The sequence below is a fragment of the Hymenobacter ruricola genome (assembly GCF_015694525.1).
Taxonomy (GTDB): Bacteria; Bacteroidota; Bacteroidia; order Cytophagales; family Hymenobacteraceae; genus Hymenobacter; species Hymenobacter ruricola.
In genome coordinates this window covers 59541-84998 of the sequence record NZ_JADQDM010000019.1, presented here as the reverse complement: position 1 = coordinate 84998, position 25458 = coordinate 59541, and the positions used below count along the sequence as shown (strand labels likewise).

Sequence of the window (25458 nt, the reverse complement as noted above, 5' to 3'; positions counted from 1 at the left end):
GAAGAGGCAATTCCTTTCCCTTTCTTTGGCTCTGCTCGGCCTCACCGCCGGCTTTCTGCGCGCCCAGCCGAAAGCCGCGCCCAAGCCGGCGCCCGCCGTGCCCGTGGCCGCCGCGGTGGCCCGCGCCGAGGCCCAGTACGCTGCCTACCTGCGCCACTACCCCGACAGCACCCAGCACCCGCGCAGCACCGAAGACGACGGCCGCATCCTGCTCACCAACTCGCGGAATTGGACCAGCGGCTTCTTCGCCGGCAACCTCTGGTACCTCAGCCGCCTCAGCGGCCAGCCGCAGTGGCCGCGCCGCGCCGCCGCCTGGACCGAAACGCTGGAAGCCGAAAAAAACGTGACCACGACCCACGACCTCGGCTTCATCCTCAACAACTCCTACGGCCAGGGCTACGCCGTCACCAAAAACCCGAAGTACCGCGAGGTGCTGCTGCAAGCCGCCGCCACGCTCGCCAAACGCTTCAACCCCACGGTGGGCGCCATTCGCTCCTGGGACCACCACCCGGAGCTGTGGTCTTACCCCGTCATCGTCGACAACCTGCTGAACCTGGAGCTGCTATTTGCGGCCTCCAAGCTCAGCGGCGACACCACCTACGCCCACATCGCCAAAACGCACGCCGCGACGGATTTGAAGTACCGTTTCCGCAAGGATTACAGTACCTACCACGTCCTGAATTTTGACCCGGCGAAGGGCAAATTGTTGACCTCAGTCACGCACCAGGGCTACGCCGATAACTCCTGCTGGGCACGCGGGCAGGCCTGGGCCATCTACGGCTACACCATGGTGTACCGCGAAACAAAAAACCCGAAATTCCTGCAGGCCGCCATGCACGCGGCCGACTATTTCATCGAGCACACCGCCAGCATTGCGGACCACATTCCGTACTGGGATTTCAACGCGCCCGACATTCCGAAAGCCCCGCGCGATGCTTCGGCGGCCGCTGCCGCCGCGTCCGGCATGCTGGAGCTGAGCAAATACGCGCCGAAGACTAAGCCCTATTACGGCGCGGCCACGGCCATTCTTGCCAGCCTGAGTTCGCCGCAATACCTGGCGGCGGCCGGCACCAACAACTTTTTTTTGCTGAAACACAGCACCGGCAACAAACCGTCTAATTCCGAAGTGGACGCCCCGCTCGTCTACGCCGATTATTACTACCTCGAAGCCCTATGGCGCTACCAGAACTACGCCCAGCTGACGCTCAACTAGCTCCCGTGGCCGACAGCTTTTCCCTCCAAAACAAGGTCGTCGTCGTGACCGGCGGCACCGGCATCCTCGGCGAGGCCTTCCTGGCCGGCATCGTGGAAGCGGGCGGCGCCGTGGGCATCCTGGGCCGCAACGCCGCCCTGGCCGAAGACCGCGCCGCGGCCATTAACGCCAAAGGCGGCCGGGCGCTGCCCCTGGTGGCCGATGTGCTGAACGAAGGCCAGCTGCAAGCCGCCTGCGACCTGATGATGAGCACCTTCGGCCGAATCGACGGCCTGGTGAATGCTGCCGGCGGCAACGGCCCCGACGGCGTGCTGGGCGCCGACACCGACGTGTTCAAAATGGACCTGGCCGGCATGCGCCGCGTGATGGACCTCAACGTGTGGGGTACGCTGCTGCCCACGCAGGTGTTCGGCCCGGCCATTGCCGAATCCGGCGCCGGCAGCATCGTCAACATCTCGTCGATGAACTCGAAGCGCGCCATCACCAAAGTGCTGGGCTACAACATGGGCAAAGCCGCCGTGGACTGCTACAACCAGTGGTTCGCCGTGGAAATGGCCAACCGCTACGGCGACCGCCTGCGCATGAACGCGCTGGCCCCCGGCTTCTTCCTCACCGAGCAAAACCGCAGCCTGCTCACCACGCCTGAGGGCGGCTTCACGCCCCGCGGCGAGTTGGTCATTCGCCAAACCCCGTTCAAGCGCTTCGGCCAGCCCGACGAGCTGAAAGGCGCCCTGGTCTGGTTGCTGAGCGACGCTTCGCGCTTCGTCACCGGTTCCATGATTTGCGTGGATGGCGGCTTTTCCATCTTCGGCGGCGTTTAATTCGGCCTATGATAGAAAGAAAGTCGAGTGCGGGGGGCTGGGGCAAGGTGTTGAAAATGCTGGCTTGCGCCCTGCTGCTGGCACAGCCCGCCGCCGCGCAGCGCGTGGTGCAGTCCATCAATTCCAACTGGCTTTTCCGGAAGGCCGACGGCACGGACTTCGCCAAAACACCAGCCGTCGCGGGCTGGGAGAAAATTTCGCTGCCCCACACCTGGAACACGGCCGACGTGATGGACGACGAGCCCGGCTACTACCGCGGCGTGGGCTGGTACCGCAAGCAGCTCCACATTCCCGCTGAGTGGCAAAACCGGCGCCTCTACCTGCACTTTGAGGGCGCCGGGCAGGCGGCCGAAGTGTACGTGAACGGCCAGCTGGCCGGCCGGCACGCGGGCGGCTATACGGCTTTCCGCTTCCCCATCAGCCAGTGGCTCAAATTTGAGAAAGGAGCGGTGAATGAGGTGATAGTCAAAGTCGACAACAGTCATAATCCCGACCTGCCGCCGCTTTCGGCTGACTTCACGTTCTACGGCGGCCTCTACCGCGACGTGTACCTCGTGGCGGCCAACCCGGTGCATTTCGACTTAAACGACCACGCCGCCAGCGGCCTCTTCGTCACCACACCCAACGTCTCTGCCGAAGCGGCGGAAGTGGCCGTGAGCGGCACCGTGACCAACAACGCGCCCACCCGCCAGCGCCTGACGGTGCTCACCGAACTAACCGACCGCGAAGGCCGACCGGTGGCTCAGCAGCGCAGCAGTCTCACGCTAGCGGCAGGGGAGAAGCGGGCTTTCAAACAAAACTTTACCGGCCTCAAGCAGCCGCATCTGTGGTCGCCGGATGACCCCTATCTGTACCACGTCACGAGCACCGTGCGCGCCGCCAGTCAGGCCGATGCGCTGGATGCCGTGAGCAGCCCGCTCGGCCTGCGCTGGTTTCGCTTCGATGCCGCCGCGGGCTTTTACTTGAACGGAAAGCCGTTCAAGCTCATCGGCACCAACCGGCACCAGGATTTTCCCGGCCTGGGCAACGCCCTGCCCGATGCCCTGGCCGAGCGCGACCTGCAATTGCTGAAGCAGATGGGCGGCAATTTCCTGCGCGTGTCGCACTACCCGCAGGACCCCGCCGTGCTCGCGGCCTGCGACCGATTAGGCATCCTGGCGTCGGTAGAAATTCCGGTGGTGAACGCCATCACCGATTCGCCGGCCTTCTTCGAGAACTGCCGCACTATGCAAACCGAGATGATTCGGCAGGGGCACAACCACCCTAGCGTCATCATCTGGGCCTACATGAATGAGGTGCTGCTGCGCTTGCCCGCCGGCCTCACCAAAGACAATGAGGCCGGCAAAGCCTACCTGGGCCGCGTGGCGGCGCTGGCGCAGGAGCTGGAAGCCCTCACCCGGCGCGAAGACCCGGACCGTTACACCATGCTGGTCAACCACGGCGCGTTTGAGCTGTACCAGCAGGCCGGCCTCACCAAAATCCCCATGCTGGTGGGCTGGAACCTGTACGCGGGCTGGTACTCGGGCGGCTTCCAGGGCTTCCCCGATTTCCTGGACCGCCACCGCCGCGAGCTGCCCGACAAGCCCCTGCTGGTGACCGAGTACGGCGCCGACTCCGACGCGCGCCTGCACTCCTTCAAGCCCTTGCGCTTCGACAAAACCACGGAGTACGCCAACCTCTACCATCAGTTTTATCTGAAAGAAATTCTGGCCCGGCCCTTCGTGGCGGGCAGCACCGTTTGGAACCTGGCCGAGTTCAACTCCGAAACGCGGCAGGAAGCCGTGCCCCACATCAACAACAAAAGCCTGCTCACGGCTGACCGCCAGCCCAAAGACGCCTACCTGTTTTACCAGGCCCACCTGCTGAAAACGCCCTTCGTGCGCATCGGCTCCCGCGCCTGGAACCTGCGCAGCGGACTCGCCGTCGGCCTGGATTCGCTGGTTTGCCGGCAGCCGGTGGAAGTGTACACCAACCAGCCCGCCGCCGAACTGCTGCTCAATGGCCAGTCGCTGGGCACGCACCCGGCCGAGTTTGGCGTGGTGCGCTTCACGGTGCCTTTCGGCAATGGGTTGAACCAGCTCACGGCCCGGGCCGCCACTGCGCCGCCCGACCACGTCGAGGTTCAGTTTCAGCTCCTGCCCAACAATCTGGCTTCTGATAAACTGCCCTTCACGGAGCTCAACGTGAGTCTCGGCGACCAGCGCACTTTCACCGACGCCAAGCTCAGCCAGGTCTGGCTGCCCGAGCAGGCCTACGCGCCCGGCGGCTGGGGCTACGTGGGCGGCAAGCCCTTCGCGCTGCCCGGCACCGGCCGCCTGCCCTACGGCTCCGACCGCAACATTCTCGGCACCGACTACGATGCGCTGTACGAAACGCAGCGCGTGGGCCTGACGCAGTTTCGGGCCGATGTGCCGGCCGGCGACTACGAAGTAACCCTGCATTTTGCCGAGCTGGAAGCCGCGCCGCCCACGGAGCAACTGGTGTATAACCTCGCCAAAACCGATGCGGCAGCAACGGTGCCCGCGTCGGCCAGTCGCCGCTTCGATGTGCTGCTGAATGGGCAAACGGTGCTGCCTGGGCTGGGAATTGATAACTACCTGACGCCGCTGCAAGCCACCAGTTTCAAGTTCCCGGTGAGCGTGCGGCGCGAGCAAGGCATTGTGGTCGATTTCAAGGCCGCAGCGGGCGAAGCGGTGCTGAATGGCATCCAGATAAAGCGGGTGGAATAGACAAGGATTAGAAAAGATAGGCTGTCATGCTGAGCGCAGCCGAAGCATCTCTACTGCGAAGAGTAAATCATTCACTGCACCAAATGAGGTGGGACGAATTTGTTGCCAGTGGAAGGTGAGCCGCGCAACAATGCGGTAGGGATGCTTCGGCGGCGCTATGCATGTCGTTTGAGATTGATTGGTGAAATATGAAGAAGCACACTGTCATTTGTTTCTGGCTGCTTTTGCTGCTCAGCTTCCTCGGCCACCCGGCTGCTGCGCAGCAGAGCACCCGCCTCACGGACGGCTGGGAATTCGTGCGCCAGGACCTGGGCAGCGTGTGGGAGGCCGTGCGCCCCGTGGTGGCCGGCAACCCCGAAAGCGTGCCGCTCTGGACGCCCGTGACCCTGCCGCACTGCTTCAACGCCCGCGACGCCGTGGACCCCGACGTGAACTACTACCAGGGCCCCGGCTGGTACCGCACCCAACTCGCCATCCAAAACCCCTACGCCAACGGCCGCACGCTGCTGCACTTCGAGGGCGCCGGCCAGAAAACCCGCGTGTTCATCTACTCTACCGAGGTGGGCGGCCACGTGGGCGGCTACGACGAATGGACCGTCGACATCACCCAGGCCGTGGCCGAATTCCAGAAAACCGAAGCTTTCAAAACCCAATTCAAGGGCAAAATCCCACTTTCCATTCGCTGCGACAACTCGCGCGACCTGGAAATGATGCCCTCCGACTTGTCGGATTTCAACGTCTACGGCGGCCTCTACCGCTACCTGAATCTGCGGTACGAGCCGGCCGTTTCGCTGGAGCGCGTGGCGGTGAAAGCCGAAGTCGACAAAGCCGGCAAACAAGGCCAGCTCACGGTGAAAGGCGATTTCCGAGAGCCCTTCGCCAGCGGCAATGCGCAAGTGAGCGTGCGTCTGCTGGACCCGCGCGGCAAGCAAGCGGCCAAGTCGCAAGTGTCGCTGAGCCTCAAGAGCGGCGAGTTGGAACTGGGCAGTTTCAAGATGAAAGCGCCGCGCCTGTGGTCGCCCGAGCGGCCAGATTTGTACACCGTGCAGGTGACCGTAACGACTGATGGCCAAACCTTCCAGCAAACCGAGAAAGTTGGGTTTCGTCATATTGAGTTCGTGGAGCACGGCCCGTTTCTGCTGAACGGGCAGCGCCTGCTGCTGCGCGGCACCCACCGCCACGAAGACCACGCCGGCGTGGCCGCTGCCATGACCGAGCCCCAAATCCGGCAGGAAATGCGGCTGATGAAGCAGATGGGCATCAATTTCATCCGGCTGGGCCACTACCAGCAGTCGCGCATCGTGCTGAATCTGTGCGACTCGCTGGGCATCACGGTGTGGGAGGAAATTCCCTGGTGCCGCGGCGGGCTGGGCGGGGAGGCCTACCAAAGCCAGGGCCTGCGCATGCTGACCAACATGATTCAGCAGCACTACAATCACCCGGCGGTGCTCATTTGGGGCCTGGGCAACGAGAACGACTGGCCCGGCGACTTCCCGGAGTTCGATAAGGAGAAAATTCGGACGTACATGAAGTCGCTGAACAATCTGGCGCACCAGCTCGACCCGGCCCGCTACACCGCCATCCGGCGCTGCGACTTCTGCAAGGACATTCCCGACGTGTACTCGCCATCTATCTGGGCGGGTTGGTACCGCGGCATCTACACCGATTACAAGGAGGTGAGCGAGCAGGAGTTTAAGTCGGTGAAGCGCTTTCTGCACGTGGAATGGGGCGGCGACAGCCACGCCGGCCGCCATTCCGAAAACCCCGACAACGCGCTGGCCAAAATCAGCCGCGGCCAGGGCGCCGACGAGCGCGCCGGCGATGCCTCGCTCTTCGGCGGCAGCGCCCGCGTCTCGAAGGACGGCGACTGGAGCGAAAGCTACCTCTGCAACCTGGTGGACTGGCACCTCAAGGAGCAGGAAACCATGCCCTGGCTCAGCGGCGCGGCCTATTGGCCGTTCAAGGATTTCTCCACCCCCGTGCGGCCCGACAACCCCATTCCCTACATGAACCAGAAGGGCGTGGTGGAGCGCGACCTCACGCCCAAAGAGGCCTTCTACGTCTTCCAATCGTACTGGACCACCGCGCCCATGGTGCACATCTACGGCCACTCCTGGCCGGTGCGCTGGGGCGACGCAGGCGAGAAAAAGATGGTAAAAGTGTACTCGAACGCCGCCGAGGTCGAGCTGTTCGTAAACGGCCAGAGCCAGGGCGTGAAGCGGCGCAACAGCCAGGATTTTCCGGCCGCCGGCCTGCGCTGGCTGGTGGCCTTGCGCGAAGGCGAAAACACCTTCCGCGCGGTGGCCCGCCAGGGCAAAGCCACCGTGCAGGACCAGATAACCCAGCGCTACCAAACCGCCAAATGGAGTAAGCCCGCCAAGCTCACCCTGGAAAAAACCGGCGAAACCAACGGCGTGGCCACCCTCGAAGTGAAGATGCTTGACGCCCAAGGCGTGCCGTGCCTGGATGCCGCCAACTGGGTCCGGTTCGGGCTGATTGGGGGCGGCCAGCTGCTCGACGACCTCGGCACCAGCAGCAGCTCGCGCAAGGTGCAGGCCTACAACGGCCGCGCCATTATTCGGGTGCAAACCAACGGGCTGCGCAGCGTGGCCAGCGTAGCGTCGGAAGGGCTGGAAATAGCTTTTTTAAACTTATGAACGAATCCGTTTAAACGTCATGCCGAGCGCAGCCGAGGCATCTCGCTCGCAGCCTCTTCTCAACGGAATTACCACCCCGTGCGAGATGCCTCGGCTGCGCTCGGTATGACGTTCTTTTTGTCTGGATAAGCGTCTAATTAAGAGGGTGTAAGCTGGTGATTTTTACGTAAACGGTTCCGTAAATAAACATGGCTTAAGCGTTACTTTTCGGGGTGGGAAGCGTCTACTTTTATGCCGCTCCTGGGTGATGGCCTGACTCGCGGAGCGGCCTGAAAATCATCGTTTCCATCCTTCAATTCCCACGAAAACCATGACGCATTTTACCGCACTGCCGCGCCTTGCCCGCTTGGGCTTGGCCGCTGCCATCACCCTGCTCAGCAGCTGCCAGAAAGAGGCCCCCGCCACCCCCGACACGGACCCGGCCAGCACCGCCGATTCCACCATCACCACCTTCCGCCACCCCGGCGTGGTCAACAGCACGGCCAGCCTCAACCTGATTGCCGCCCAGGCCAACGCCGGCGACGCCACCCGCACGGCCGGCTACAACAAAGTGGTCGACTACATGAACCAGTACTCCGTGCCCACCTCGTTTCCGGCGGTGGTGTACGTGGTGGGCAGCGGCGGCAGCCCCACCGAAGACCAGATTCGGCGCGACGCCATTTTGGCCTACGCCTGCGCCCTGCGCTGGGTGAAAACCGGCAGCGCCACCTACGCCGGCCAAGCCAAGCAAATCCTGAACGGCTACGCCTACAATTTCCAGCGCTACTCCACCTCGCCCAAGCCCGACGGCAGCCCCACGGAGTTCCGCCAAACCTACCTGGAAGCCTCCTGGGTGGCGCCCACGTTCGTGGCGGCGGCCGAAATCATCCGCTACTACCAGGTGAACGGCGCGGGCGCGGGCTGGTCGGCCACGGACGTGGCCAAGTTTTCTGACTTTCTGAATAATCTAAAGAACAACTACGTCAACAACGTGCCCGGCGCCATCAGCGACACCAACAACTGGCAGGTGTCGTACGCCTACGCCAAAATGGCCCTGGGCGTGTGGTTCAACAGCACCACCGTCTACGACTCGGGCTACGACTTCATGCTGCAAACCATGCCGCAGGTGGTGTACTCCGACGGCGCCCTGAAGGAGCTGCGCGACCGCGACTGCGTGCACCCGCAGTACTCCCTCACGGCCATGACCTACGCCGCCGAAACGGCCCGTATCCAAGGCAACACCGCCCTGTACGAAGCCAACGGCCAGCTCATCAAAAACGGCTGGAACAAGTTTGAGGATGCCGAGGCCGGCAACTACTCCCGCAACTGCAGCGGCAGCCAGATTTTCCCCGGCATCGAAACCGCCTACAACTACTACGGCACCTCGAAACTGGCCTCGCTGCGCGACCGGCAGGACCCCTACGGTGTGCCCGGCGACAAGACTTTCCTGGGCTTCACGTCCTTCACCCACCGCAGCATCGGCACGGTGCGGTAAGCTGGAAAAGGCTTGACTGATAGACGCTAAGAACGTCATGTCGAGCTTGTCGAGACATCTTGCGTGCAAGAGTAAATAATTGCTCCAGCACGCGAGATGTCTCGGCAAGCTCGACATGACGTTCCGTTATGACTGACTACATGACGTTCTTTCATGACTGACCACATGCTATCCCGAATAACCGCGCTGCTGTTAACGCTGCTTTTCACCGCTGCCCACGCCGCTGTCCCGCCCAGCCAGAAGCAGCTGCGGCAGCAGGCCGTGAACACCCTGCGCCCGCACGTGCTGACCGAGGCGGCCTGGGCGTTGCAGCAGGCGCCCGTCACGGTCACCGCCAGCAGTTCGCCGCGCAGCGCAGGCGGCCCGCACGACTTCTTCTCGGAAGGCGACTACTGGTGGCCCGACCCCGCGAACCCCGCCGGCCCTTACATCCAGCGCGACGGGATGACCAACCCCGACAATTTCGTGGCCCATCGCCAGGCCATGATTCGTTTTAGCCGCATTGTCGGAGCGCTGGCGTCGGCGTACCAACTGACGGGCGACGAGAAGTATGCGCGCCACGCGCTGCGGCACCTGCGGGCCTGGTTCACCGATTCGGCCACGCGCATGAACCCCTCGCTGCTCTACGCGCAGGCCATCAAGGGCCGGTTTACGGGGCGCGGCATTGGCATCATCGACACCATTCAGCTCATGGAAGTGGCCCAGGGCGTGCTGGTGATGCAAGTAGCCAAATCCTTCGGCAAAGACGACGTGGCGGGCATCAAAAGCTGGTTTGCGCAATACCTGACCTGGCTCACCACGCACCCGTATGGCAAAGACGAGATGAACGCGGCCAACAACCACGGCACCTGCTGGGCGATGCAGGTGGCGGCTTTCGCCCGCCTCACCGGCAACCAGGAGCTGCTGCGTTTCTGCCGGGAGCGGTACAAAACCGTGCTGCTGCCCACCCAAATGGCGCCCGACGGCAGCTTTCCGCTCGAAACCAAGCGCACCAAGCCCTACGGCTATTCCCTGTTCAACCTGGACGCCATGGCCCTGCTTTGCCAGATTCTTACAGACAAAAACGACAACCTCTGGGCCTTTCAAACGCCTAATGGGCGCAGTATTCGCAAAGGAATTGAGTTTCTGTACCCCTACGTGGCCGACAAAAGCGCCTGGCCTTTTCCCAAAGACGTGATGTACTGGGAAAACTGGCCGGTGGCCCAACCTTTTCTGGTGCTCGGCGCCGTGCAGCTTGCTAGCCCGGCGTGGCTGGCCACCTGGCAAAAGCTGGAACATACGCCTCAAGTCGAAGAAGTGGTGCGCAACCTGCCCGTGCGCAATCCCCTCATCTGGCTGAACTAGGCGGTGACTAGCCGGCCAAGCCGGTGCTTTGGGAAGCCAGTTGACCTCAACTGGCCTGCCTGCCGCACCGCCAGCCCAAAGGCCCGGGCCAACTTGCTCCTTTGCACGTAATTTGGCAGGAATAATCACCAGTTTTCCTGCTTGGGCATGCCTGCTGGCAACGACAACATTCCATCTGAAAGCGCGGCCGACGACCCGGCCCACGCCGCCGGCCACCGCCAGCGCCTCAGCGACGCCGTTATTGGCACTGCCGTGCGGTGGCGGCCGCTGGTGGCCTTGCTCGAAACCATCCAGCCGCACGTGGCCACCGATTCGGTTTTCCACACCCGCCGCCTGAAAATCAACGCTCAGATTGCGCGTGTCTACGCCGAGCTCAGGGCCGAAAAACCCAGCCGCAAGGCCTTGCTGCACGCTTTTCATACTATGGGCGAGCTGGTGAAGGAGGAAACCCGCGACATCAGCAAAGCCGAGCTGAAGCAGGCCGCCCGCGAAGTCGTCCTCGCCACGCTCAAGAACGCGCCGGGCCTGATAAGTGCGGCCCATCAGGCCCGGCTGCTTTCGTAGGCAGGGGCCGTGGCCGCGCCGGTTTCATCGGCACACTTGGCGCCTTGGTCGACGGATTTTTAGTGGGAGAAACAATTAGTATTCTGATTGAGAGGAATTTGTAGGCAATGGCTGAATTTGGGCTTGCCGCACCTGGCATAGCCCTTGCCTTTGGAAAGGGCAGACGCGTCCTTCCTTCCAATCACCGCTTATTTCCTTTTCGCCATGAAATCTTCCCTGCTTTCGCTCCTGGCCGCCGGCCTCCTGATGGTTTCCACCGCCGCCTCGGCTGCTTCCCCTTCTGACCACAACGACCCCCGCCGCATGTCGCCTATTGAGCGCAGCCGCTACGAGGCCGCCCAGCTAAAAGCCCAGCGCGAAAACGAGCGCCGGCAGGCCCTGGAGCGCGCCCGCTACGAAGCCGCCCAGCGCAAATTGCAGCTTCAGCAGGAGCGCAAGCTCGCCGCCGAGCGCGCCCGCCTCGAAGCCGCCCAGCGCCGGGCCGAGCAGCAGCGCGCCGCCGAACGCGCCCGCTACGAAGCCCAGCACCGCAACGACCACGGCCGCGACTACGGCTACAACCACCGCTAAGTGCCGGCCGCCCGCGCCAACCGCCCCGGATTTCGCAGGAAGTCCGGGGCTTTTTGGTTGCGGCATGAGCGCGGCTTACCGCCGCAGCTACTTTCTTAAGGGTGCCGCCGTAGAAAAGGCTATTCTTCATTCGCGTGCCTCATGAAGACGCTTTACCTGGTAGCGGTGCTGCCGCCGGAGCCTGTTTTTGCCGAAACCTGGGCCCTCAAGCAGGAAGTGCACCGCCTGACCGGCAGCCGCAACGCCGTGCGCCTGCCGCCCCACCTCACCCTGCTGCCGCCCATGCGGCAGAACGATGACTTTGAGGCCCGCTGCACGGCCGCGCTGGCCACCTTTGCCGCCACGCAGCCCCGCTTCGGCGTGGGCCTGAACGGATTTGCCTGGTTCGGGGAGCGCACCCTGTTTGTGCACGTGAGCCAGCCGCGCGGCATCCAGGCGTTTCAAGCGGAACTGCGGGCCTGGTGCGCCGCCCATTTGCCGGAGGTGCCGCCCGAAAACCGGCCGTTCACGCCGCACCTCACGCTGGCCACCCGCGACCTGCCGCCCGCGCAGGTGCCGGCGCTACGCGAGCTGTTTGCCCACCGCGCCTACGCGTCCGAGTTTGAGGCTAGCGCCATCACCCTGTTCCGGCACGATGGCCAGCACTGGCAGCCCCGCGCCACCCTGGAACTTGACGCCACCGCCTGGCTGGCCGCCAAATAGCGGCTACGGGCGGCCGGTTGGCGCGGCCCGGAAGCTGCGCCGCGGCCTGCGCCAACCCTTTTGCTTTGTTCGCGTTAAAGACCACTCAAATCCCGCCTCTCCCCGCGGGCCATGGTTTTACTAAACCCCTTGGTTCCATGAAAAAGCAACTGTTTCTCCTCGCCCTGTTGGTGTCGGCCACCGGCTACTCGGCCAGCGCCCAAACCACCACTACCACCACCCGGCAAACCACGGTGACGCCGGCCCAGCCCGCTGCCCCGGCTTATCAAACCACTACGCCGGCTCCCTCAACCAACACAGTTGAGTCGACCACCACCACGGTGCAGCCCTCCACTACCACCACCGTTGTGAACCCCGCGCCCGCCATGCAAACGGACGCCAAAGTGAAAGACAAGCGCAACAAGACCAAGATTAAGCCCAAAGACTAACCAAGTCAGCTTATTTGCCCCATCTCAGTGCCCGGCTTGCAAGCAATTGCGGCCGGGCGCTTTGGTAATGGGTTTAGCAGCGGCTTAAACGTGCCTTGCTAACCAATTCGCCTTTTAAGTCCTATTTGTGTTGGCTTTCAATCGAATCATAGTTCGCCTTGGATATGATATTTTAAAGTTGAAAAAATATTATTTAATAAATAAGTGAAATATAATGTCTTTTTAGTACATTTATAACAAGCTAAGATGCCGGAGCATGAATCCACCTTTCCCCTTCTACTCCAGCCTGCCTAACAAGGCTGAACTTGATATCTACCACACCCATCCGCACTGCAAGGTGGCGCTTGGCATTGAAGCATCGGCGCGGGTGATGGGCATGGGGGAAGGCAAGCGGGAGTGCCCGTTCTGCTACTTGTTGGGAGAGTTCAAATCGGGCCGGCGGGTGGGCGAGAGTCCAACGGAGCCACAAGCCCGCTCTTCGACCGGCGCACGCGCATTTTCCACCGCTGATTCGAGCGGAGCAGGCACTTACTAGCGACTGGCCTGCGCTGGCTCTCGGAGCCGGCCTGGCTGGGTGCGGTTCGGGCTGGAATAGCGGCTGGCCCGTTTCTTTGCGGCAGTAGGGCTGGGCACCGCGGTTTGCGGCGGCCGGGCCCGTTTTTTGTCCTTTGCTATGCCGCTGCTTGAAGTTGTTGATGCCCGCCTGGCGCGGGAGTTTGTGGAGTTGCCCGCCCGCCTGCACGGCGCCGTGCCGAACTACATCGGCCCGCTCGAAAACGAAGTCGAGGCCGTGTTCGACCCGGCCAAAAACACCAAATTCCACCACGGCGAGTGCGCCCGCTGGGTGCTGACCGATGCTGCCGGGCTGGTGGTGGGCCGCGTGGCCGCCTTTCTCAACCGCGACGCGGTGGACGTGCAAAACCCTGACCTGCCCACCGGCGGCATGGGCTTTTTTGAGTGCATCGATGACCAGGCGGCGGCCAACCAGCTGTTTGAGGCGGCGCGGCAGTGGCTGGCGGCCCGCGGCATGCAGGCCATGGACGGCCCCATCAATTTCGGCGAGCGGGACCGGTTCTGGGGCCTGCTCATCGACGGCTACGAGCTGGAACCCAACTACGGCATGTTCTGGCACCCGCCGTACTACCGCGCTTTGTTTGAGCAATACGGCTTCGAGCTGTATTTCAAGCAATATACCTGCTACCGCACCACGGCCGCCGAGCTGCATCCCAGCTTCGCCAAGCGGGCTGAGGAGCACGCGGGTGCCTACCGTTTTGCGCACGCCCGCAAGCAGGACGCCGAAAAGCTGGCCCAGGATTTCCACCACGTGTACAACCTGGCCTGGGCCCGGCACTCGGGCGTGAAGCCCATGACACTGGAGGAAGCCCGCAAGATTGTGAAGGAGATGAAGCCGGTGGTGGACGAGCGCCTGCTCTGGTTTGCCTATCACGGCACCGAGCCGGTGGCCTTTTTCATCAGCCTTCCCGAGCTGAACCAGATTTTCAAGCACGTGGGCCGGCGGCTGAACCTAGTAGGCAAGCTGCGCTTTTTGTGGGAGCAACGGCGCTACATGCGCCGGACGGACAAGAAGCTGTTCGGCATCATCTACGGCGTGGTGCCCGAGCACCAGGGCAAGGGCGTGGACGCCGCCATGTTGGTGTACGCCCGCCAAGCCTTCCTTGATGCGGGCTACGCCGAAATCGAAATGAACTGGATTGGCGACTTCAACCCGCGCATGCTGGTGACGACGCGCTCCATCGGGGCCAAAATTCTCAAAACGCACGCCACCTACCGCTACCTGTTCGACCGCAGCCGGCCATTTGAGCGCATGCCGATAATCCGGTGAGGCGTGAAATGGTGAAAGGGGAGTTTGATGTTCGGCTTGCGCCACATGGGCAGTCAAAACATCAAACTCCCCTTTCACCATTTTACGCCTCACCTTTAGAAGGGGTAGCCGATGGCCAGGTTGAAGCGGCCGGCCTGGCTTACGGGGGTGCCGTAGGGGGCTTGTAGCGGGAAGGCGTAATCGAACCGAATGACGAAGAATTGGATGTCGACCCGCAGGCCGACGCCGGCACCCACGGCTAGCTCCTTAAGAAAAGTGCTGGGGCTGAACTGTCCGTATCGGCCGTCGGGCTGGCCGTTGGCATCCACGCCGGGGCGGCTGAGGTCGGGGTTGGCCAGCCAGATGTTGCCGGCGTCCAGGAACACGGCGCCTTTGAGGTAGGGAATCAGGTCCTGGCGGTACTCGATGTTGCCTTCGAGGCGGATGTCGCCCACCTGGTCGTAGAAGCGGTTGTTGTTGGCGGCTTCGGTGGTGGGGCGGTAGGTGCCGGGCCCGATGCCGCGGGCCGCAAACGCGCGCACGCTGTTGGGGCCGCCGATGCCGTACTGCTTGGGGTAGGGCAGCACGTCGGAGTTGCCGTAGGGCAGGCCCACGCCGGCCTGGAAGCGCGCCACGATGCGGTTGCCGGAAGTGGGGTCCTGGCTGATGCGGTAGTACTCGCGGAACTCAACGTCAAACTTCAGGTACTGGCTAAATTCCTGGCCGGCGATGGTGTACTTGCCGTTGTCGTCTTTGGCCTGCCCAATGCTGCTGGCGATGCCCTGGGCCACGTTGCCGCTGCCTTCCACCTGCCCGCTGAAGTAAATCTGCTGGCGGCGCTGCTCCAGCACCTGCTGGTTGTAGGTGTAGCGGTAGGAGCTGGCCAGGATGAACTGCTGCTGAAAGGCGCTGCGCAGAAACGGCCGGTCGGTCAGGAGCTGGTCAAATTCCTGCGTGGTGTTGGCCAGGCGCACAAACGTGATGTCGACGGGCCGGATTTCCTGCTCGTTGGTAATCTTCGTTTTGAAGGTGTAGCCATAGTTCAGGTTGAAGAAGTCTTCGTTGAAGAAGCCGGCCCGGTTCACCGTGCGGTAGCCCGCCCCGATGGTGGTGCGGGGCTGAAAGTCGGAGTTGGGCAGGCGCACGTCGAGCAGCGGCAGGTGGGGCACCACCAGGCGCGGAATCAGCAACTGCGCATTCAGGCCCAGCTCGTAGCTGGTGAGGCCGATGGCGCTGTTGCCGGCGGCGCTGCCGGTCTGGGTTTCGGTGGAGGCCACGGCGTTGAGCAGCAGCTGCTCGCCACCACGCAGGGCCGAGCGGTTGCGAAACGACACCGTGAGGCCCGGCCCGGTGAAGCCGTTGCTCTTGCTTATCAGCTGCAGGTCGGCCCGCAGGCTTTTCTTCTTGAGCTGGGTCATCAGCACGTCGGCGTCCAGCCGGGCGCGGCCGGCCGAGTCGCCCGCGGCGGCCGGCGCCAGCCGGATTTCCACGAACTTAAACGTGTTCAGACTCATCAGGCGGCTGATGGTCTGGTCGCGGCGCCGCCGCCGAAATAGGCTGTCGGGATACAGGAACGTGGCGTTGGTGATGGCCTTGGCCTTGAACACCCTTTCGTCGGGCAGGTACTGGTAGTGCCGGAACAGGACGGGCTTGCGCCGCACCGTGTCGGTCAGCACGTAGTTGGTGTTCAGCTTCACCTCGTCGAGCCAGTAGGGCCGGGTAGCCTTGCTGGGCGCGGTGGCTTTCACGCGCATGTACACGTTCACCTTGTTGTGCAGCGTGCTGTCGACCTGAAAAAGAACGTAATCGGGGTTGAAGTAGAAATAGCCCTGGTTTTTCAGCTCGTTATCGATGCGCACCCGCTCGGCCGTGAAGGTGTTGAGGTTGTAGGCGTCGCCTTTTTTGAGCAGCGTGCCGGCCTGGGTGCGCCGGATGTCGGCATCAACCAGCGTGTCGCGGTCGGGGAAATGGATTTCGTCGATGGTGTACACCCGGCCGGTGTTGGCGGTGTAGTCTACCTGCGCGGTTTTCTCCTGGGTTTTCACCTCGTTGGTCACCGTGCTCTGAAAGAAGCCGTTGTTGTAGAGCCGGTTGGTGATGAGGCCGCTGGTGGCGCTGATTTTTACGTCCTTCAGCAGCACCGGGGCTTCGCCGAACTTGTCGGCCAGAAAGTGCTTCAGGCCCTTGGTTTTGCCCTGCCCGATGCCCCAGAAATACAGCTTGGGCCGCAGCCCCAGAATGGAGCCGTTGGGCTTGGGCTGAATGACAGATTCGAGCTCGGTTTGCAGCGCCGACTGGTTGGGCAATTTCTCCGGCGACTTGATGATGACCTTGCTGCCGGTGTACAGCTTCTGGCCCTCGGGCACGTACTTCAGGCCCGAGCACGCCGACAGCAGCAGGGGCAGCGCAAACGCGGCCGCCATGCGGCGGGAGCCGGTGCGCAGAAGTGGAAAAAGCTGGTTAAACATTCTACTCACGATAATCTATTTCTTGGCCGGTTGGGGCGTGCGGGCGCTGTCCACGCGCGCCGTGGACTGCTGGTTTTGCACCGAATCCTGCTCGGCTTTTTTGGCTTCTTTTTCTTGCTTGCGGTTGGCTTTCCGCTCGGCTTTGATGTCCTTGGGCACTTTGGAAAACAGCTCCTTCAGGTCCCGGTAGTCGCGCTGAAACACCAGGGCCGCGCCCGTCCGTACAATGCCGCTGCCGTCGATGTCGTCGTAGCTGTTCTGGCGGAACACGCGCACCCGCAGGCGGCCGTCGGCCAGCACCTGGTACTCCAGGCTCACGTCGCCGGCAAAGTTGCTGGGCGAGGTCTGGCCCTGCGTGGTGCCGTTGCCCGAGCCGCCGCTCAGGGCAATGTCGGTGCCCACGCGCACGGTGAGGCGGTTGTTAAGCAGCTGGCGGCGCACGGCCACGTTCAGGTCGGTGCGGCTGCGGGCTTCGCCGGTGCTGTAGTCGGCTTGGTTGGTCACGCCCAGGTCCAGCCCCAGGCCGGAGAGGTACTTGTCAGTCAGGTTGCTGAGCTGGTCGGTGAGCACGGCGCTGGCGCTGCCGCGCAGCTGGGTGGCCACCAGCCCTTCGCCGCTGCTGGTCTGGAAGGGGTTTTGGGCCACAAACCGGCCCAGAATCAGCAGCGAAAACACCTGCTTGCTGAGCTCTGAAGTCTGATTGGGCTGGCGCAGTTGGGCTAGCTTGGCTTCCACCTGCCCGTTGAGGGCGGCACGCTGGTTTTCGGGCAGCGTGATGTCGAAGCCAATGGTGGGCTTGCTGAGCTGGTCGGTCACCTTCAGCAGCACGTTAAACGGCAGGCGGTTGCGCGACACGGTTTGGCTGGTGGGGTCGTCTTCACCCTGGCTGGCCAGCAGCTCGGCCGGCGCGGCCTGCACCTTGTAGATGGCCGTGAGGTTGAGGGTGGCATTGTAGGGGTCGCCGTCCCAGGTGATGGACGAGCCGCGGGCCAGGATAAAGTCGCGCTGGGCCAGGTTGTAGAGCGACATGTGGTACTGACCGCGGGCCACGTCCAGGCGCCCGCTCAGCGTGATGGTGCCGTCGGGCGCGATGTTGGTGTTGAGCGTGCCGGCGGCCCGCACGCGCAGGTTGTCGCCGCTGGCCGGGTCGATGACGATGGTGAACGGCGTGCGGTCCGTAATGGTGACCACGGCCGTAATGTCGTAGCCCGTGGCCGTCACCTTGGTTGTGTCCACACCTACCTTGCGGGCCAGCATGGTATCAAGCGGGGCGCTTTTGTCAATGAACTCCACAATGCCTTCGCGCTCCACGGTGGTGGGCGTGGCCGCCGGCGACTCCACGGTCAGGTTCGAGCCCTGCACCACCGTCACGCGGGTGTCGATTTTGATGAGCGAAACCGGGCCCGTCAGGCGGGTATCAGAATCGAGCACCAGCCGGCCGTAAAACAGCTCATTGTTTTCGCGGGTGCTGCGCACAGCCAGGAAGTTGTTGGTCGTAGCGCGCAGGTCGAAGGCGTAGTTGATAAAGTCCTTGGTCAGCAAATAACCATTGGCCACGGCCTTGTTATTGGCCGAATCCAGCACCGTGAAGTTGTTGAAGGCAATGCCGCGGTCGTCGAAAGTGAGGGCCTGGTTAGGCAGGCGGAAGGGCGAGCCCAGTTGCGGCACCACAAACCCGGCGTCGGCCGAGGTGTTGAGCGTGCCGCGTACTACCGGCGCCGAGGGCGCGCCCTCCACCTTCAACTGCCCGCTGATGTAGCCGCTGGCCCGGCGCACCTGCCCCACCGAGAAAGGCTCGATGAGCTTCAGGTTGAGCCGGTTGGCGTCCACGGTCAGGTTGAGCGGAGTGGGGCTGGTGGCCAGGTAGGTGCCGCGCACCACCACGTCGTTGCCGGCGCCACCGGCTGTGCCCGCCGCGCCGCCCGTCAGGCGCGCGTCGATGTCGTAGCGGCCGGCGCTGGGGTTGGTGGCCCGCAGCGCAATGTCGCCAATCTGGGCTTTCTGAAACACCAGGTTGCGCACCGTGGCATCGGCCGTGAAGGCCTGGTTTTTCTGGCCCAGATTGTCAATTCGGGCCGTCCCGTTGAGCTGCCCGGCCACCAGCGAATCCTGCTGCTGCACAATCTTGGCCAACTCGGCCAGCTCAAAATTGGTGAACGTGACGCCCAGCGGCGAGGTGGGCACCTGCGGGTTCTGGCTTTGCAGGGCCAGCGTGCTGCGGCCGTTGGTCAGGTTGAGGCCATTGGCCACCACGGCGCCGGTGGGGTAGTAGCGCACGAAGTTGTTGGCGCCCGCCGTCCAGTTTTCGTAGTTAATCACCTGCTCGGGCGCGGCCTGAAACTCGTACACCACGCCGCTGTTGCGGCCGCCGCCCTGCGCCAGCGCCTGCAAGGTGCCCGTGATGGCCAGCCGCTCCCGGTTGGCCGAGTCGCCCAGAATGGCCACGCGGCTGAACAGCTTGTTGTTGGCCACGTTGCCCACGATGCTGGGGCGGCGCAATTTCAGGGTGGTATCCTGGGCGGCCTGGGCCAGACGCAGGCCATAGTCCAGCTTGGCGGGGTCGGAATCTACGTTCAGGCGCAGCGAATCAAGCCGAAAATTGTTGTAGACGATGACCGGAATGCTGGTGTTGGCCGTGAGGCGGGCCGCCTGCCGCGAGTAGTCGCCGGCCAGGGTGAACGGCGAAATCCGCTTCAGGCCCTTTACCAGCTTGGTGGCCAGCTTGGCGTCTTTCAGCTGCAGCGAGTACGTGAAGTGCCGGTCGGCCGAACTGGCCACGTAGCGCACGCCGGGCAGGTCGAAATAGCGGTCGAGGTGCTGCTGAATCTCAGGCGCGAGGTCGCCGAGGTGCACGTTGCCGTCCAGCTTCGCCGCCACGATGTTGGAGTTAAAATCGACGGCCGCGCGGGTGGCGGTCTGGGTAATTCTGGCTTGCAGGGTGTCGAAGGCGAAGGGCTGTTTGTCCTTCACCAGCACCACGTTGGTGCCGCTGAAAGTGCCGTTGAGCGTGTTCAAACTGGAGCCGGTGATGTTGGCTTTCAGGTTGCCCTGCACGCGCAGGTCGCCGCCGGTGTAAAAGCCCAGGGCCGTGAGGTTGGCGCCGCGCAGGTTCAGGCCGGTCAGCTCGTAGGTGGGGTTGCGCGGGTCGCGCAGGTTCACCACCGCGTTCAGGTCCAGGTTCAGGTTGGGGTCGTTTTTGCTGTTGGCGCTGATGACGTAGCGGTTGCGGTCCAGGTCCACGGTGGCCACCACGCCGTGGTAAGTGTAGCCGTTGTAGCGGGCGCTTTGCACGGTGCTTTGCACGCGGCCCACCAGCGTGGCCGGGTCTTGCAAATTGCCGGTGGCGTTGATGCGGCCCGTGGCCGTGACGCGCCCGATTTGCGGGTTTTTCAGCAGCCGCCCAAAATCAAACCCGCCCACCGCGAAGGTACCCACCACCGGCTGCCGGCCGTTGGCCTGCGGTGCGCCCAGCTTGCCGCTGAAAGCCAGGTTGCCGTAAGTGCTGCGCAGTTTTAGGTTGGTATCAAACGCCAGCGTGGTGGGCCGGCCGCGGAAAGTGCCGCTCAGCGCCAGCGCGGGCGGAATGCTAATGGTGTTTGGGATGCTGCCCTTCGGCGCCAGGCTGCGAATGTCGGCTTCGGTGGTGTGGAAATCCTGAATGTCGAGGTCGGCGTACAGCCGCGCGTCGGTGTTGGGCAGGCCCTGAATGCGGCCGCGCCGGGCTTTCAGCACGGTATTGCGCAGGCCCACAAACTCCAGGTTGCGCACCGTGAAATCGCCCACGCGCCCCGCAATCTGCCCGTTCAGCAGCACCGACTGGTTGGGGCCGGTGTTGAACGGCGGCGTGCCGGCCAAATCCGGCGCCAGGTACAGAATGTCGCGGAAGCCCAGGCGCACGTCGCGCAGGTCGCCCTCAATCTTCAGGTTCGGCAGTTTCTTGGTGTCGCTTAGCGCAGCCAGGCTTTCGTAGCCGATGGCCAGCGTGCGCCGGATGCGGGTGTGCGGCGTCACCAAATCGAGGCTGTCGAGGCGGATTTGCACCGAGTCGTACACCACGTTGGCCTGCCACTTGTCGATGCGGAAGCCGCTTTGCTCTTTGCCAGCCAGGTTGTCGACGCGGCCGGTGGTGCGGTTTTCGGAGTAGCGCAGGTCGCGCGTGTTCAGCACCAGGTCAGTGAAGTGCAGGTGGTTGTAGTCCATGGCCGGCACCTTGGTGCGCTGCCGGGGTTGGTTGAAGTTGTCGAAATTCACGGCCAGCCCGCTGATGTCGGACTGGTCCAGGTTCACGCGCCAGCCGGGTGAAGCCGCTGCCTGACCGGTGGCGGCTTTGGCTTTGTCGGTGGCTTCGTCGAGCTTGCGCACGGCTTCGGCGGGGTTCACCACGCGCTCTTCCACGGGCACCTGCTCGTTTTGGGCGTAGGCGAAGGTGGTGTTTTTCAGGGTGAGCTTGCCCAGGTTCACGCGCTGCCGCTGCAGGTCAATTTCCTTGGCCGTGACGTCGGCCAGGCCGATGCTGGTGCTGATGTACTGCGCGGCTGGGTCGTTTTTGTACACAAAGCGCACGCTGTCGAGCGTGGCGTGGTTCAGGCCAAACTGCAGCGTGAGCGGCTCGGTGGGGGCGGGGTTGTCCACCTCCGGCGCCGTTTTGGTTTGCGTGATGCTGATGGCGGCGCGGTGCAAAGCCGCGTTATCCACCTTATAGATGGAGTTGTCCACATCCACCTCGTCCATGTTGGCCGTGAACTCGCCGATGCGCGCCCGGATGTCGGAGCCGGTGACCTGGTCGAGTTGGGTGAAGTAGATGTTGGAGAGCCGGGCTTTGCCAATGTCGTACTTCAGGCCCGAAGCCGTGGTGTCTTCCGGCGCGGTGGGGTCGGTGAAGGCCGCAATGATGAAGTCGTAATTGTTCACCGAGTCGGGCTCGGTGCGGGTGAGGCGCACGCGGCCGTCGTTCAGTTCCACGTTCGAAACATTGACCTGGCTGTGCAGCAGGGCCCAAATGTCGAGGTCGACGCCGAGGTGGCCCACCGAAAGCAGCGTGTCGCGCTGCTGGTCGGCCAGGTACACCCCGTCGAGGTTAATGGCGTGGCGGAAGTCCGTCCGAAACTTGCCGATGCGCACTTCCGTGTTAAGCTTGCCCCGCAGGTAGCTCTCGGCCCTCTTGGCTACAAAGTCCTGTCCGGCATCGAATTGCAAAAACACCACCACTGCAATCACCAGCAGCAGCACCAAGGCAATTAAGCCCAACAATCCGTAAAGGGTACGACGCAGAAAAGTGGACAAAGCAGGAAGAAATTAGCAACAACCCCAAAGCAAGGCAGCTCTTCCAAACGCAAAACCGCGCGCCGGGGTTGGAAAACCGCGTTGGGCGGAAGGAGGAAAGGGAATGAGGAGGGAGAAAAGGGGGCGTCAAAGCTCGCCTTCTCAGGTAGGTTGCAGCGGCGCGCAGGCAGCGGAATTCAATCGATTGCGCAAAAGCAGCCGAGATGCGTTGACTTTGGTCGGCCCAACGGCTTTGGCGCCTCCTTTCCTCCTTCCTCCTTCCTGCTTCTTCATTCAGCGCAGCCTTATCTTTCGACCCCAAATCCCCCAAGTTCTGACATGACGCTACGTTTTTCGCTTCCCTACCGCACCGTGTTTGGCCAGCGGCTGGCCGTTTGCGGCTCTCTTCCCGAGCTGGGCAGCTGGCAACTGGCCGGAGCCGTGCCCATGCACTACGACGAAGCCACCACCTGCTGGAGCCTCGACCTGGAACTGCCCGATACGGCTGGTACTATTACGTATAAGTATGTGCTGCTCGATGCCAATACCGACGCTCAGCACTGGGAGCACGGCCCCAACCGCATTCTCACCTACGACCCCGCCCGCACCCCAAGCCTGCGCCTGGCCGACTACTGGCGCCCGCCCGCCCAGCCCGAGAACCAGCTGCTGACCGCCGCCTTCACCAAGGCCCTGTTCCGCCGCCCCGGCCAGCCGGCTGCACCAGTACAAGCTCCGGCGCCGAAAGCTAAAAAAGCCGCCAAAGGCTCTAAGGCGGCCGCCGCTGTCGAACCAGGCACCAAGCCCCAGGCGCCAGGCACCAATCCAGTTCCCGCCGCCGGCGAAACCGTGTTTCACTTGGCGGCGCCCCGCGTGGCGCCGCACCTGGGCCTGTGCATCCTCGGCTCCGACCCCGCGCTGGGGGCCTGGGACAACACCAAAGGCCTCGTGCTGTCGGACGCCGACTACCCCACCTGGAGCGGCCGCGTCCGGCTGCAAAACCCTGGCGAGGACTGCCACTATAAATACGCCATGTGGGACCCGGCCGCCGGCTACGCCCTCGACATGGAAGGTGGCGAAAACCGCGTGGTGCCCGCCACCGGGGACGGCGCCGCCGCCCGCGTCTTCAACGACGAAGGCTACCACTACCCCGACGCCTGGCGCGGGGCCGGCGTGGCGCTGCCCGTGTTTGCCATGCGTTCGGGAAGTGGCCTCGGGGTAGGGGAGTTCACCGACTTGCAACTGCTCACCGATTGGGCCGTGCAAACGGGGCTGAAACTGATTCAGATTCTGCCCATCAACGACACCACGGCCACCCACACCTGGGTCGACTCGTACCCGTACGCCGCCATTTCGGTGTTTGCGCTGCACCCGCAGTTCATCCATCTCGAAGGCATTGCTGCGCTCAAGGACAAGAAAGCCGCCAAGGAGTTGGCGCGGCTGAAGCAGGAATTCAACGCCAAAGACTTTGTGGACTACGAGCCGGTGATGAACGCCAAGTGGAAGTTTCTCAAGCTGCTCTATCAACAGGAGAAGCAAGCCTTCCTCGCCGACCCCGGCTACCGCGCCTTCTACGCCAGCCAGGCCGAGTGGCTGGTACCCTACGCCGCCTTTTCGGCCCTGCGCGACCGGTTTGGCACCGCCGACTTCCAACGCTGGCCCGAGGAATTCCGCAGCCCGCAAAACCTGGACGCCCTCACCGCCGAAACCGCGCCCGACTATGACGACTACGGCCTGTTTTTCTTCGTGCAGTACCACCTCGACCAGCAGCTATTGGCTGCCGTCGACTACGCCCGCTCCCGCGGCGTGGTGCTAAAGGGCGACCTGCCCATCGGCATCTACCGGCACTCCGTCGACGCCTGGACCCAGCCCGAACTCTACCACCTGGACCGGCAGGCCGGCGCCCCGCCCGACGATTTCTCCACCACCGGCCAGAACTGGCGCTTCCCCACCTACAACTGGGAGCGCATGGCCCAGGACGACTACCAGTGGTGGAAGCAGCGCATGGGCCACCTCGCCCGGTACTTCGACGCGTTGCGCATCGACCACATCCTGGGCTTTTTCCGCATCTGGGAGATGCCCATCGAGTCGGTGGAAGGATTGCTGGGCCATTTTGCGCCCGCGCTGCCCCTGCACCGCCACGAAATTGAGCGCCGCCTGGGCTGGTTCGATTACTCGCGGCTGTGCGAGCCCTACATCCGCTGGCACATGCTGCAGGACATCTTTCAGGGCGAAGCCCAGCAGGTGTTCGACGAGTACATGTACGACGCCAGCTACGGCCGCATTCACCTCAAGGAGGAAGTCGACAATCAGCGCAAGATTGAGGCTTACATCGCCCAAAAAATAGCTGACTACCCCGAGCACGCCGAGTATTTCCAGTGGCTGCAAACCGGCCTGTTCAAGCTCGTGAACGAGGTGTTGTTTGTGCCGGCCGGCGACGACTTCTACCATCCGCGCATTACGCTCAACAAGAGCTATTCTTTCCGCGAGCTGGAAAGCGACGAGGACCGCCGCCGCCTTTACGACGACATCTACCTCGACTTTTTCTTCCGCCGTCACGAGGAATTCTGGCGCCAGCAGGGCCTCGTGAAGCTGCCGCCCGTGCGCTACGCCACCGACATGCTCATTTGCGGCGAAGACCTGGGCATGGTGCCCGCCTCGGTGCCCGGCGTGATGAAGGAGCTCGGCATCCTGGGCCTCAACATCCAGCGCATGCCCGCCGACCCGGCCACCGAGTTTGGCCACCCCGACGCGGCGCCCTACCTGAGTGTGGTGACAACCAGCAGCCACGACATGAGCACCGTGCGCGGCTGGTGGGAAGAAGACCGGGTGCGCACCCAGCGCTTCTTTGAAACCCTGCTGGGCCACTGGCGCGAGGTGGCCCCGTTCTACTGCGAGCCCTGGGTGGCGCGCGAAATCCTGGTGCAGCACCTGCACTCGCCGGCCATGTGGGCCATCTTCCCGCTGCAGGACCTGCTGGCCATGGATGGCCACCTGCGCCGCCCCAACCCGCACGAAGAGCAAATCAACGTGCCCGGCAACCCCACCCACTTCTGGAAGTACCGCCTGCACCTGCCGCTGGAAGAGCTGGTGGAGGCCGTCGGCTTCAACGAGCCGTTGCGCGCCCTGGTGGGTACGAGCGGCCGGGCCTAAGCACCGGCGGCCTAGCAATTCGCAAGCACATGAAAAAGGCCCCCCCGCCGGACGATTGTCCGGCGGGGGGGCCTTTTTCGCATTTCATACCTCAACAGTGGTTGTTTCCAGAATTTGGACTTGTTTAAGGGAACTTGCTCTGCATATATCTGCAAATGAAAATACGAGCGGCACAATCCGAGCAATTAGAAAAAGCGTAAGAGCTTGAGCATCTACGTGGCTCGATAGAAAAAAGTTGTGCCTGTTACCTGCCT

Annotated in this window: 15 protein-coding genes; 13 read left to right on the top strand and 2 right to left on the bottom strand. The window is 63.1% G+C overall.

From position 1 onward, the window contains the following. The first annotated feature begins 25 nt into the window (after window positions 1-25). The 12 genes from I2H31_RS22380 to I2H31_RS22325 all read left to right on the top strand — a co-directional run bounded on the left by I2H31_RS22380 (window position 26) and on the right by I2H31_RS22325 (window position 14345). Complete coding sequence (locus I2H31_RS22380; RefSeq protein WP_230687993.1) at window positions 26-1213, top strand: glycoside hydrolase family 88 protein; 1188 nt, start codon at window positions 26-28, stop codon at window positions 1211-1213. Between the two features lie 5 nt (window positions 1214-1218). Further along, window positions 1219-2034, top strand: coding sequence for an SDR family oxidoreductase (locus tag I2H31_RS22375; RefSeq protein WP_317192258.1), 816 nt, complete (start codon window positions 1219-1221; stop codon window positions 2032-2034). 8 nt (window positions 2035-2042) lie between these two features. After that, entirely contained in the window at window positions 2043-4763 is a 2721-nt protein-coding gene (locus I2H31_RS22370) for a glycoside hydrolase family 2 TIM barrel-domain containing protein (protein WP_230687992.1), read from the top strand. Between the two features lie 188 nt (window positions 4764-4951). Beyond that, on the top strand, window positions 4952-7420 hold the full coding sequence (locus tag I2H31_RS22365) for a glycoside hydrolase family 2 TIM barrel-domain containing protein (protein WP_196295283.1): 2469 nt from the start codon (window positions 4952-4954) through the stop codon (window positions 7418-7420). 310 nt (window positions 7421-7730) lie between these two features. Continuing rightward, window positions 7731-8894 (top strand): alginate lyase family protein, encoded by a 1164-nt coding sequence (locus I2H31_RS22360; RefSeq protein ID WP_196295282.1) that lies wholly within the window; start codon window positions 7731-7733, stop codon window positions 8892-8894. Between the two features lie 165 nt (window positions 8895-9059). Next, entirely contained in the window at window positions 9060-10238 is a 1179-nt protein-coding gene (locus tag I2H31_RS22355) for an alginate lyase family protein (RefSeq protein ID WP_196295281.1), read from the top strand. Between the two features lie 147 nt (window positions 10239-10385). Further along, entirely contained in the window at window positions 10386-10802 is a 417-nt protein-coding gene (locus I2H31_RS22350) for a hypothetical protein (RefSeq protein WP_196295280.1), read from the top strand. A gap of 204 nt (window positions 10803-11006) precedes the next feature. Further along, window positions 11007-11372, top strand: a complete 366-nt coding sequence (locus I2H31_RS22345) for a hypothetical protein (RefSeq protein ID WP_196295279.1) — start codon at window positions 11007-11009, stop codon at window positions 11370-11372. Window positions 11373-11513: 141 nt separating this feature from the next. After that, window positions 11514-12074, top strand: coding sequence for a 2'-5' RNA ligase family protein (locus I2H31_RS22340; RefSeq protein WP_196295278.1), 561 nt, complete (start codon window positions 11514-11516; stop codon window positions 12072-12074). Window positions 12075-12211: 137 nt separating this feature from the next. After that, complete coding sequence (locus I2H31_RS22335; protein WP_196295277.1) at window positions 12212-12502, top strand: hypothetical protein; 291 nt, start codon at window positions 12212-12214, stop codon at window positions 12500-12502. Between the two features lie 256 nt (window positions 12503-12758). Continuing rightward, window positions 12759-13037, top strand: a complete 279-nt coding sequence (locus I2H31_RS22330; RefSeq protein WP_196295276.1) for a hypothetical protein — start codon at window positions 12759-12761, stop codon at window positions 13035-13037. A gap of 138 nt (window positions 13038-13175) precedes the next feature. Then, complete coding sequence (locus I2H31_RS22325) at window positions 13176-14345, top strand: hypothetical protein (protein WP_196295275.1); 1170 nt, start codon at window positions 13176-13178, stop codon at window positions 14343-14345. Window positions 14346-14440: 95 nt separating this feature from the next. Here I2H31_RS22325 and tamL read toward each other — a convergent pair whose 3' ends face one another. After that, window positions 14441-16792: a translocation and assembly module lipoprotein TamL gene (tamL, locus tag I2H31_RS22320; protein WP_196295274.1), complete on the bottom strand. Its 2352-nt coding sequence runs from the start codon at window positions 16790-16792 to the stop codon at window positions 14441-14443. 15 nt (window positions 16793-16807) lie between these two features. Beyond that, on the bottom strand, window positions 16808-22075 hold the full coding sequence (locus tag I2H31_RS22315) for a translocation/assembly module TamB domain-containing protein (RefSeq protein ID WP_196295273.1): 5268 nt from the start codon (window positions 22073-22075) through the stop codon (window positions 16808-16810). Between the two features lie 318 nt (window positions 22076-22393). Here I2H31_RS22315 and I2H31_RS22310 point away from each other — a divergent pair, with 318 nt between their 5' ends. Then, window positions 22394-25204: a 4-alpha-glucanotransferase gene (locus I2H31_RS22310; RefSeq protein WP_196295272.1), complete on the top strand. Its 2811-nt coding sequence runs from the start codon at window positions 22394-22396 to the stop codon at window positions 25202-25204. Window positions 25205-25458: the final 254 nt, after the last annotated feature.